This window comes from Flavobacterium pokkalii (assembly GCF_014596575.1).
Classification (GTDB): domain Bacteria; phylum Bacteroidota; class Bacteroidia; order Flavobacteriales; family Flavobacteriaceae; genus Flavobacterium; species Flavobacterium pokkalii.
Genome location: NZ_NASZ01000001.1, coordinates 313,770 through 326,448, shown reverse-complemented (window position 1 = coordinate 326,448; position 12,679 = coordinate 313,770). Strand labels below are relative to the sequence as shown.

Below are 12,679 nucleotides of genomic sequence, written 5' to 3'. Positions count from 1 at the left end.
TATAATTGAATATTAATGATTGAAATGATGAAATAATGCAATAACTACGAATCCTAAAGGAACAACTACCGAAAACCATAATCCGAAGTTTTTCATTCCCTTTGTATATTTATTGTTTTGCCCAATAGACTGGAACGAAGAACTGAAACCGTGACGCAAGTGTAAAGACAATAAAATAAAAGACAAACTATACAATCCAGTACGAACCGGACTTACAAATTTCTCTGCTAATTCATGGAAATAACGGGTCTCGTCAGCAGGATTGAATTCTATATACTTGTAAACCATTTCCGGAAACCAGAAATCATAGAAGTGTAACGCCAGGAAAGCCAAAATAACTGAACCGGAAATAATCATGTTACGTGAAGCCCAGCTTGCATTAGCCGCTCCATTATAACTTGCATACCCAACCGGTCTTGCTTTTTTGTTTTGAATATCCAAAACAAATCCCATGATAAAGTGAAACACAACACCTACAATAAGAATAGGTTGGATAACAAACTGAATCAAAGGATTGGTTCCCATGAAATGAGAAATCGAATTAAAAACATCAGCACTAAATACTGACATCATATTAATAAAAAAATGCTGTGCTAAGAACAACATCAAAAAAAGTCCTGAAAGTGCCATAGCTACTTTTTTTGCTATTGACGATTTCAATAATCCAGATTTTGCCATAATATTTTAGAATATAATTTAAAAAAGTACACAAAAATAAAGTAATTAGCAACCAACTACAACCTTTTCGCTACTATTTAGAAAGATTATAAAGTTCTAAGTCCCAAAAGCTTTCGTTTAAGCAATAATTAATTTAAATTATTGATTTACAGATATTTAACTACAAATAAAAAAAACAACAACAATAAATTACTACAAAAAAAGAATTAATTATTTACATTTTAAGAACTCAAAAAATATAAAATCCATAATTTTAAGAATGTTTTACTTTCGAATTGACAAAAACACAAAAACCAACTATTTTGTGTAGTTAATAAAACTACATTTCTAAAGCATCATTTTATCTTTGCAATTCCAAAAAAAATTGAAAATGAAAACCGGAATTGACGCTATATCTTTTGATGTAGCAAAACTACATTTACCTATAAAAACATTGGCTGAGGCCAGAAACATAGAACCCGAAAAACTGGAAAAAGGTTTAGGATTAATCAAAATGACTTTACCTGACACCCATCAGGACAGTGTCGTTTTTGCAGCCAACGCTTTAACCAAATTAATTCAGGACAACAAAATTGACCTAAACGAAATCAGCAGAATTTATGTAGGAACCGAAAGTTCCATAGACAGCGCTAAACCTATCGGATCTTATTTAGTGGATTTGATGGAGCAAAAATTTGGCGAAGATTCTTTAGCAGAATGTGATGTTGTTGATTTTACCTTTGCTTGTATCGGAGGGGTTGATGCCATGCAAAACTGCCTGGATTTTATAAAATTAAACCCAAACAAAAAGGCAATTGTCGTTACGACCGATTTTGCCAAATACGACTTAAACTCAACCGGCGAATACACTCAGGGTGCGGGAGCTCTGGCGATGCTGATTACTGCCAATCCAAGAATAATAGCCTTCGAAAACCATTGGGCTACCAATACAAAAGGTGTTTTTGACTTTTTCAAACCGCACCGAACAATTACAAAAGAAGCCATTACCGGAAACTCAAATAACGAAAATTGGTTTGACAATTTGGAAGCCGAAATCGAAATCCACAAAGACCAACCGGTTTTTGACGGACAATATTCGAACCAATGCTACATGGACAGAACCCGAAATGCCTATTTCTCGTTCAAAAAATTAAAAGAAACTTCAGCAACTTTGTACCAAAACTGGAACAGTATCATCATGCACCTGCCTTATTCTTATCAAGGTCGTCGTATGTTATCTGAAATCTACGCTTTGGATGCTGAAAATTCGATTATTTCAGGCGAAGAAACGCCGGCTGAATACCAAACAAAACTAAAAGAAACCAGCAAAACTACCGAATACAAAAATTTTGTTGAAGAAAAATTAATACCTGCCGAATTAGCTTCTTCCTTAATTGGAAACTTATATACGGGTTCTATTTTCATGGGACTCCTTTCTACTTTGGCTCATTTTTATGATTCGAAAAAAGAAATCACAGGAAACACTTTTGGATTCTTAGCTTATGGAAGCGGTTCTAAATCAAAAGTATTTGAAGGAACAATACAACCAGAATGGAAATCGGCAATTGCAAACACAAAACTTTTTGAAACCTTAGAAAAAAGCTTCGAAATTGATTTTGACACTTACGAAAAACTCCATAAAAAAGAACAAAAACAAAGCGTTCAAACTCCAAAAAACGAATGGATTTTAGACCGCATTGAAAACGAAAATCCAAATCTAATTGGTGCACGTTATTACAAATGGGTTGATTAAAAATTAAGACCGCAGATTGCTTCGCCTGTTCGCTGCTGCTCGGGTCGCAGATTTTTTTGCCACGAATTCACTAATTATTTTTTAGAATCTAAGAAGTCTAAAAAATCAGTGATAATCTGTAACATCAGTACAATCCGCGAGCTAACATATCTAATTCTCTTTCCGAACTTTGCGAAAAAACTTTACAGCCTTTGCGGTTAATTTCTTTTAACCACAAAGGCTATTATAAAATTAGCGTTTACAAACTACAGCTACGCTGATTTTAAATTGGATTGATTAGATTTGTATTTCAAAACTTTTTCAAATGAAATACCATCCAATTGATCGCCATTTATTTATAAAAAACCGCAGCAAATTTACGGCTCAAATGAAACCTAAAAGTGTTGCCATTTTCAACTCAAACGATATTTATCCCGTTAGTGCCGACAGCACTTTGCCTTTTGCGCAACACCGTGATATTTTTTATTTAAGCGGAATCGATCAGGAAGAAAGCATTCTTTTACTTTTTCCGGATGCACCTTACGAACATCAAAAAGAAATACTGTTCCTAAAAGAAACCAGCGAATTGATTGCTATCTGGGAAGGCGCTAAATTAACTAAAGAAGAAGCTTTTGCAGTTTCAGGAATCAAAACTGTTTATTGGTTACAGGATTTCGAGAAAGTACTTTTTGAGTTAATGACTTATACCGAAACCATTTACATCAATACCAACGAACATTATCGTTCAAACGTAGAAACCGAAACTCGTGAAGCCCGCTTTGTAAAATGGTGGAAAGAAAAATACCCTGCACATCAGGTAGCCAAAAGCAACCCAATTTTACAACGCCTGCGTTCTGTAAAAGAAAGCGAAGAAATCGATTTGATTCAACAAGCCTGCAACATTACTGAACTTGGTTTCCGTCGTCTATTATCTTTTGTAAAACCAAATGTAATGGAATATGAAATCGAAGCCGAACTAATCCACGAGTTCATTCGCAATCGTTCCAAAGGTTTTGCTTACACACCGATTATTGCCTCTGGAAATAACGCCAATGTATTGCATTATATCGAAAACAACCAACAATGTAAAGAAGGCGATTTGATATTACTTGACGTTGCTGCCGAATATGCTAATTACTCTAGTGATTTGACACGCACCATTCCGGTTTCCGGACGTTATTCCAGCAGACAAAAAGACGTTTACAACGCTGTTTTGAGAGTTAAAAACGAAGCGACTAAAATGCTGACTCCGGGAACGCTGTGGAAAAACTACCAATACGAAGTAGGCAAAATCATGACTTCCGAATTATTAGGATTAGGACTCCTGGACAAAGCCGATGTTCAAAACGAAAATCCGGACTGGCCAGCTTACAAAAAATATTTCATGCACGGCACTTCGCACCACATGGGATTGGACACGCACGATTACGGACTATTGTACGAACCGATGCAAGCCAATATGGTCTTTACTGTAGAACCTGGAATTTACATTCCGGACGAAGGTTTTGGTATCCGAATCGAAGACGATGTGGTCATTCAGGAAAAAGGAGAACCTTTTAATTTGATGAAAAACATCCCGATTGAAGTCGAGGAAATCGAGAGTTTAATGAATTCTTAATTCTTCTTCTTTAGAGCAAAGAAAAAAGAAACAAGAGAAAAGACGGTTTGCAGAAATGTGAGTCGTTTTTTATTTTTGTGCTAAGCTTAAAAACATGAATAAAATTCTCCATAAAAACACTAAAATCGCTTATACCGATTCCGGCAAAGGAACTGTCGTTGTTTTGCTGCATGGTTTTTTAGAAAACCAACAAATGTGGAACAACTATATTGAGGTCTTTGCCAAGAAAAATCGTGTCATTACCATTGATTTATTAGGGCACGGTGCAACAGAATGTTTAGGTTATGTACATTCAATGGAAGACAATGCCGATGTAGTTCACGCTGTTTTAAGCAAATTACACATCCGAAAAGCTGTTTTTGTGGGACATTCGATGGGCGGTTATGTAGCTTTGGCTTTCGCCGAATTGTATCCGGATAATGTAAAAGGTTTGGTTTTGCTTAATTCCACTTCACGTGCCGACAGCGAGGAACGAAAAGCCAATCGTGACCGTGCGATTAAAGCGGTAAAACAATCTTTTTCTAATTTTATTTCGCTTTCTATTGCCAATTTATTCAGCGAAGAAAACAGAGAACGCCTGAAAGAGCAAATTGAATTAGTCAAAAAAGAAGCCTTAAAAACACCTCTCCAAGGAATCGTTGCAGCATTGGAAGGTATGAAAATCCGAATGGACAGAGAAGTCATTTTGCATCTGACACCTTATCCCAAAATGTTGATTTTGGGTCAAAAAGATCCTGTTTTGAATTACGAAGAAAATTTAGAACAAATTGAAGAAACTAATGTGCAACTCGTGACTTTCCCTGACGGACACATGAGTCACATTGAAAATCAAACCGAATTAGCTAAGGTTTTGTTAGACTTTTTCAAGAAGGTTTAAAGCATTTCTTTATAAAATTAATTTAACCACAGATTACACAGATTAACACAGATTTTTTTTTAAAACTTTGTGTTCTTTGCGAAACCTCAGTAATCTTTACGGTTAAACCTTTTCCTCAAACGGCATCGTTTCATCTAGAATCTCTTGCAACAACAAAACAATTTGCTCCAAATAATTCGCCATTATTTCTTCATTTATAATCTGCTCTATTTCTTTATCTTCTTTAAAATTAAAAGGTAAAAACCCAGCTTTTAGATTTTTAAACGAAATGATTCCGGCTTCAATTGGTTTTCCCTGAGCTTCATTTTCATACATAAAAGCATAAGCCAAAACCTGAATAATTTTGTCATGTTTAATTTCCTGAATCAATCCGTTCCAGGATTTCAAACTCACATTTCCTTTTTCGACTTTTCCTGTTTTATAATCAATAATTCGAATGATGCCGTTGCGTTCTTCAATTCGATCCACATTTCCTTTAATCAATACCGGAAATGGTAACGAAGGATGTTCTAAAGTTCGAGAATAAGTTTGTTCAAGAGCAATAATTTTAATCGCATCACCTGCTTTGATACTTTCTAATTCTACTTTCAGGAAATTAGAAACATTGCGTTTGGCCACTTCAAAAGCAAGCAAATTACGCCCTTTTTTGATTTCACCTTCTTTATAAACAATTTTAAACTGCTTTAAAACCTCAGCATCAATTAGTTTAAAACAATTTTCAATATCAGCCTCCGAAATAAATTTCCCAATGAAAGGCGTATATAAAGCCAATAAGGTTTCGTGAATAATCGTCCCCAAAGTATTCAACGCTATGTTCTCCTCTACTTCTTCTACCTCGCGAATGCGTAGTATTTTTTGAAAATAAAACTGAATCGGATTTCGAATATAAGAAGTCAGTGCGGAAGGCGAGAAACCGTCTTTGGCAATTTCAGCCAAACGCGTCATTACTGCTACAGATTTTTCAACAACCATAGGTTTATATGCTGTTTCGGGCAAAATCGCATTATAAATTTCATGAGTCAAAGCATGATTTGGCTGTTTCTCAACTTCTAATTGGGTAATAAAACGGCTTTTTTCACCAGCATCCAAACCTTCACTTTCAGTGTTGTACAGCAAATACACATTTTTGGCGCGTTGCAACAAATGATAAAAATGATAGGTATAAATTGCGTCTTTTTCTTTAAAAGTTGGCAATCCCAATTCTCTTTTTACATCATAAGGAATAAAGGAATTTTGCGATTTTCCAGCGGGAAATTTCCCTTCATTCATAGAGGTCACAATCACAGTTTCAAAATCCAGCACACGACTTTCTAAAACTCCCATAATTTGCAAACCACTTAAAGGTTCTCCTTCAAAAGAAACTTCGGCTAAATCAATCAGCTGTTTATAAATAGCATGCAACGTTTCAATTTTATCAATATGGCGATGTTTTGAATAGTACGTAATCAGTTTGTTAATCACTTTAAAAATAGCATAAACAAAGGCTTTAGTGATTTTTTCCTCTTCATTATCATTGCTTAAATTCTGCTTTACAGTCAATAACAATTCCGAAACAGATTGCAAGACCGCTAACGAATTATCATCCCATTTGTTAAAGAGCAACAAGAACAAATCAGATGGACCCTGATTCAATTCCATCAATTTCTGATGACTGATAAATGTATAATTATTAGTATTAATAGTATTAACCAAACGGGAAGTTTTAGCGTAAGGCTCTACCAGCGGATGTGTCAGAATATCCAAAACGTCTTTATAATAAAACACATAACTCGAAGACTTTCTGGACAAAGCATTGGTATGCATTTTAAATAATTTGGCAATCAAAATTTGCGCCGGATTATTTTTTCCCGAGTAACCCATCGTGATATTCAAAGCCCCGACTGATGCGGGCAAAGAATACAACAAGGGAACCAAAAGATTTTCTTCGCCAAGAACAATAGCTACTTTATCTAATTTGGCCGAAGGATTTTGCTCAACAATTTGTTCAATAATTTTTCCGGATATTTTAGCCTGACCAATACTTTTTGGAGTACCAATAATTTGAATATTTTTAGATTGCGAAAAATCATCCACAATCCATTCAAAAGAATGAGATTTATAATGCTTCCAATTTTCTTTAAAACGTCGTAAAAACAATCCGGCATCGTGATAAGGATCATTTAAAAATGTCTGATCGGCATCCCAAAAAATTTGAGCCTGATCATTGGCTAACAAATGTTGGATGATTTTTTCCTCAGAAGCATTCAAGGCATTAAAACCTGCAAAAACGAACTCCGTATCAACAACATTATTGGAAAAATGAGTAAGGTTTGCTACCGCTTCGCGATAAATTAATCCCTGATAACCGATGCCTTTATTCAATAAATGCTGGTACAATGACTGATAATAAAGAGGTAATAATTTCCAGAAATCAATATATTTTTCCAGTAATGGGGTTTTATTCTCCACCTCAATTCCCCATTTTTTAATATCTTCGATATCTTTAAGATACGACAAAACATGAGTTGGATCCAGCAAATAGCGATCTATTTCATTAAAATCCTGTAAAAGTGTTTTGGCCCAATTGGCAAACAATTCAAAAGATTGCTGATTTGGCTTTTCAGTAACCGATAAATAAACCTCATAAAATTCAAACAGCAATTCGATTGCATCAACAGTCCGAATTCCGGCAATATCCTGAACAAAATCTTCAATGCTAATAATTTTTGGAGCCAGAATATTGTTTGAAACCCTTTTCCTCAGAGCTTCCATCAAAAAAACTTTAGCTCTTTTATTAGGCAAAACTACAATGGTTTTAACCAGCCTATCCGAATATTTTTCAATTAAAACCTGAGCTATTTTATCTAGAAAAGTACTATTTATCATAGCATAAAAATAAAAAAACGCCCCGATAAACGGGGCGTTTTTCAATAATTATTTAGAAGAAATTATTTGATTAATTTCACTTCAGTTCTTCTGTTTAATGCTTTACCAGCAGCAGTTTTGTTAGTAGCAATTGGCATAGTTTCACCATATCCTACTGATTTCAATTTACTAGGAGAGATTCCTCTGTCTAATAAAGCATTTTTCACTACCGCAGCTCTGGCTTCAGAAAGTTTTTGGTTGAATGCTTCAGAACCGTCGCTATCAGTATGTCCTTCGATTAAGAACTCAGAGTTTGCGTAGTTTTTAAGCAATGCAGCCATAGCGTCTAATCTCTTAGGAACGTCAGCAGATTTAAATGTTGATTTTCCAGAGTTAAAGTAGATAAATCTAGCTTGAGATTTCAATTGATCCATAGCTTCTGGAGTTACTTCAGGACAACCTTTGTTACTAGCAGGCCCCGCAACTTCCGGACAAGCATCATCTTTATCAGCTACACCATCTTTATCTGTATCTGGCCAAGGACAACCTGCGTTTTCTTTTGGACCAGCTACGTTAGGACATTTGTCATCTTTATCAGCTACACCGTCTTTATCAGCATCCGGACATCCTTTTAATGAAGCCAAACCAGCTACATTAGGACAAGCATCTTCAGCATCAGTGATTCCGTCACCATCAGCATCCGGACATCCTTTCAATGAAGCTAAACCAGCAACTTCAGGACAAGCATCTTCAGAATCAATAATTCCGTCACCATCAGTATCAGGACAACCGTTGAATTGTTTTAAACCTGCAACTTCAGGACATGCATCGTCTTTATCATACACTCCGTCACCGTCAGTGTCTTTTCCTCCAAATTTGAAAACAACACCAGCTGTATGTTGGAAGTGAGAACGCTGCAATGGATCAGAACTATCAAATGCTTTTTTATAGGTAGTTCCTAATTCGATACCAACATTTTGAGAAACCCAAAAAGCTAATCCGGCACCTGCATTAACAGTTCCAAAACTACTATCTCCTAAGAAAGTATAACCTCCTCCTAAGTGTAAACTTGGATCAATAACTTGAGATTTGATTAGATTCATGAAACTATATTTCACTTTTCCATCAATTCCATAATACATTAAATCACCTGGATTAGTAACAATCATACCTCTACCATCGTGACCCGGAGCAGTTGGATCAAAAGTTACCAACTTATCAATTTTATTAACAGAACCCTGAAGTCCTACTGTAAAATTGCTTCCCACGTAACGAGATACACTTAAATAAGATACTGAAGGCAGAATATTCCAATTGTTTTTCACATCAAATGGCTGAGAAAAATGACGATCTAACCAATTATTACCTCCGCCTGCACTAGTTCTAGTATCCACGGCATTTACTCCAAAAGCAATTGCCCATGGATTGTTACTGTCTTGCGCCTGAGAGCTAACCCCCATAGCCATCAGCACAGCAACAAAAAGTTTGTTAAGATGTTTCATACTTAATTTTTTTAATTACAATTTAGTTAATTACAGACAAAAATAACGCGTAATTTTTTAACTACAAAATAGAATGTTAAAAAAAAAAGATACATGCAAGGTATTTTAAACTGACTAAATCCATAAAAATTAGTACTTAACAAAACAAATCCTCATAATTTTAACAACAAACAGAAACCGCAAAAAATCAAATTTTTATTTCAAAAAACACCAAAAAAATCACAAATACACAACTTCCACTTCCTGACCGATAAACACCAATGCTTTTTGAACAACTTTTAAATCCATTAATTCAATCGCCTGCTGATATTCTTCTAACTGTTTTTGATATTTAGCCTGATAAGCCCCGGTTTTATAATCCAACAGCAAAACTTCTTTATTTCTATCAATCACAATCCTATCCGGCTTAATAATCCTTCCTTCTTTTTGAATAATCGTTTGCTCATTCAACACTTCATTACCTTCCGCAAAAAAAGACTCTAACAAAACATGATTTACCACTTTCAAAATTGTTTCCGACACTTTTTCTTTTTGCTCCACGTGAATCAAACCATTTTCAACCGATTTTTCAACAGCCACATCCACATCCGATTTTGATTTCACAAAAGACATGATTTCATGTATCACATTCCCATATTCGATAGACTCCTGCTGATGCGTTCCCCACATTAGAGCCTCTCGTTGTGCAATTTTTACTTTCTTAGGCTCTAAAATTTCCACAACGCTTTCAATCGGTTTTGAAGCATCAACATGTTTGACTAACAAAGAAAGCTTTGTCTTTTCACCAAACTCGTATTCCGATTTATTCTCTTCAAATAAACCTTTACTGATTAGGTAATTAACAAAAAAAGAAGACATATCTCCCTGTTTAACCTCGCCTTTGTTGGTCAAATTCATATTAGAAATCACATACAACTGCTCTTCGGCACGGGTTAAAGCCACATATAACACATTGATATTATCCAACAACTCTTCCTGTTTTTTCTGCCCGTACACTTTTTTGGCATTTTCCCCAAAACCTTCAACTGCTGCACTATTATCGATTAAAACTTTTGGCATTTCTAAATCCATTTCATCAGCATCCAGCCATAGTTTATCTTTCGGTTTTCGCCCATAATCCTCTTCAGCAAAAGGCATAATCACCACTGGAAACTCTAATCCTTTTGATTTATGAATCGTCATAATTCGCACTGCATTATTTCCTTCGGGAGACGGAATACTGTATTTAGAACCATTTTTATCCCAAAAATCCAGAAAATCAGCAATTCCAGCCTGATTACGCACATCCCGTTCCAAAACAATATCCAAAAAGTATTGTACATAAGCACTTTGGCTTTGTTCCTCATTTGAAATAAATTTTAAAACAATCAATTCTACGGCTTCATATAAAGATTTTTTTCGAATATTTTGAAACGAAAGTGAAATGTCAAAATTAGACAACCATTGTTCAAAATCCTCTTCGTTTGTTCGCTGCATTCCCTGAGCAATAAAATCATGTAACGCCAACTGCTCCTGCAAATTCACAGCGATGCAATACAGGAAATAAGCCTTCGATTCTAAATCGGCATTATTTTTCAGGTATTTTAAAAAGTGAATCACAAAACGAACTTCGGTCGCATTTTGAATCATCAAAGTTTCCGATGACAACAACGGAATTCCTTCTTCCGTCAAATAATTCGCTATCGCAATTCCCTGATCACGTTTACGGGTCAAAATCACAACATCTTTATATTCAAAACCTTCCCGAAGCACTTTTTGAATAGTATTTAGCGTAGCCAAAAGATACAAATCCATTTTACCTAAAACTTCCTCCTCATTTTCTGTTTCCTCTGTTTTTGGAATGAAAGAAATATTTACATAACCTCCTTTTTTAGCATTGGTGTGCTGATGACTATGATTTTCATATAAATCTTTATAATCTTCCTGTTCAAACTCCGATGCAATTAACCTGAAAAATTCATTATTAAATTCAATAATCTGAGAATACGAACGGTAATTTTTATCCAAATGTTCAATTTTTTTATCCGGATTGTTAAAAGGATTTTCGTCCTTACTCAATTCAATAAATTGTTCGGCTTTTCCACCACGCCAGCGATAAATGGATTGTTTTGGATCACCCACAATCATCAAAGTCCCTTTATTTCCGTAATCATCCTGACCGGAAAGCGCATTATCGATAAGCGGAATTAAATTTTTCCATTGCATTTCGGAAGTATCCTGAAATTCGTCAATAAAAAAATGGCGGTAACGCTCACCCAATCTTTCATATATAAAAGGAGCCGGCTGATTTTGAATTTCGCGCTGAATAATTGCATTAAATTCCGAAATAGAAAGCACATTTTGCTCTTCCTGAATTTTCGCCAATTCGTTACTCACCGTATTGAGTAGCGAAAGCGGTGTGATGTTTTTCAAAAAAGCTTTGTAGAAATTTATTTTTTCAAAAATCTTATAAATCTTATCCAAAAGTTGCAACAAATCCGGAATAATATTTTCAATCAACGCCCGGTCTTTAGCCGTTTTATTGATAGCAATATCGTCAAATTCATGAAAAGTTTTATTCTTAGGATTAAATTTCCCATCGCGGATACTCGCCAAATGATTTGGAAAAGTGCCTCTGGAAAAAGATTTGGAGTCAATTCCGTTTTTTTCAATCAACAACAAAGCTTCCTCTGCCAAAACTGCCGTTTCCTTTTCCAGCGCTTTACAGATTTCGGCTAATTTTTTCTTGATTTCAACAAATTCTCCAATAGATTTATCCTGAAACTGCACAATTTCGTTACGATTGTTTTCATTCAAAATCAATCTTCCTGTTTCGAGAATTTCACGGGAAACATCCCAGGACTTATCGTCATCGGTTTTTTCCATCGTAAAATCGATGAGTAATTTGGTCAAAATATCATCTTCTCCGGCCTGTGCAATAATAGCGTCGACCGCTTCGGTTAATAAATTTTCGGTATCCAAAGTCACCTCAAAAGTCATCGGCAAATTCAAATCGTGCGCAAAAGCACGAATCACCTTGTGCGTAAACTTATCAATAGTCGAAATATCAAAAGCAGCATAATTATGAATAATATGCTTGATGATTTGTTGCGATTTACTTTTGATTACATTCAGCGACAATTTTCTATCCCAATCCTGAGTGTCATTTACTAAATCCTGCATTAAATCTAAGGCTTTCAACGAAGGTTCGTCTTTCGCAAATTCAGACAAACTGCCCACAATCCGGCTTTTCATTTCATGTACCGCCTTATTGGTAAAAGTAATCGCCAAAATATTACGGTAAGCATCATTTTTAGGCGAAGTGAGAATAATTTTCAGGTATTCTTTGACCAAAGTATAAGTTTTACCCGAACCTGCTGATGCGTCGTAAATTGAAAAAGAATGTCTTTGCATTTAGATTTTTGATTGCTGATTAACAATTTTTAATTTCAAATGTTTCAGTAAAACTA

7 protein-coding genes are annotated in these 12,679 nt (G+C 35.2%); 3 read left to right on the top strand and 4 right to left on the bottom strand.

Going from position 1 to position 12,679, the window contains the following annotated elements; genetic code table 11:
• Positions 1–12 precede the first annotated feature (12 nt).
• Complete coding sequence (locus B6A10_RS01430; RefSeq protein ID WP_026714778.1) at positions 13–678, bottom strand: succinate dehydrogenase cytochrome b subunit; 666 nt, start codon at positions 676–678, stop codon at positions 13–15.
• 370 nt (positions 679–1,048) lie between these two features.
• On the opposite strand from B6A10_RS01430, the gene B6A10_RS01425 reads away from it, so the two are divergent.
• The 3 genes from B6A10_RS01425 to B6A10_RS01415 all read left to right on the top strand — a co-directional run bounded on the left by B6A10_RS01425 (position 1,049) and on the right by B6A10_RS01415 (position 4,884).
• Positions 1,049–2,410, top strand: coding sequence for a hydroxymethylglutaryl-CoA synthase family protein (locus B6A10_RS01425; protein ID WP_188219418.1), 1,362 nt, complete (start codon positions 1,049–1,051; stop codon positions 2,408–2,410).
• A gap of 304 nt (positions 2,411–2,714) precedes the next feature.
• Positions 2,715–4,007, top strand: a complete 1,293-nt coding sequence (locus B6A10_RS01420; protein ID WP_188219417.1) for an aminopeptidase P family protein — start codon at positions 2,715–2,717, stop codon at positions 4,005–4,007.
• A 94-nt stretch (positions 4,008–4,101) separates the two neighbouring features.
• Complete coding sequence (locus B6A10_RS01415; protein WP_188219416.1) at positions 4,102–4,884, top strand: alpha/beta fold hydrolase; 783 nt, start codon at positions 4,102–4,104, stop codon at positions 4,882–4,884.
• A 102-nt stretch (positions 4,885–4,986) separates the two neighbouring features.
• On the opposite strand, the gene B6A10_RS01410 is transcribed toward B6A10_RS01415, so the two are convergent.
• From B6A10_RS01410 to B6A10_RS01400, 3 genes are all read right to left on the bottom strand, one after another.
• Positions 4,987–7,749 (bottom strand): PD-(D/E)XK nuclease family protein, encoded by a 2,763-nt coding sequence (locus B6A10_RS01410; RefSeq protein ID WP_188219415.1) that lies wholly within the window; start codon positions 7,747–7,749, stop codon positions 4,987–4,989.
• 62 nt (positions 7,750–7,811) lie between these two features.
• The gene (locus B6A10_RS01405) at positions 7,812–9,230 is read right to left on the bottom strand and encodes an OmpA family protein (protein ID WP_188219414.1); all 1,419 of its coding nucleotides are present in this window, start codon (positions 9,228–9,230) and stop codon (positions 7,812–7,814) included.
• 219 nt (positions 9,231–9,449) lie between these two features.
• Entirely contained in the window at positions 9,450–12,623 is a 3,174-nt protein-coding gene (locus B6A10_RS01400; RefSeq protein ID WP_188219413.1) for a UvrD-helicase domain-containing protein, read from the bottom strand.
• Between the last annotated feature and the right edge of the window lie 56 nt (positions 12,624–12,679).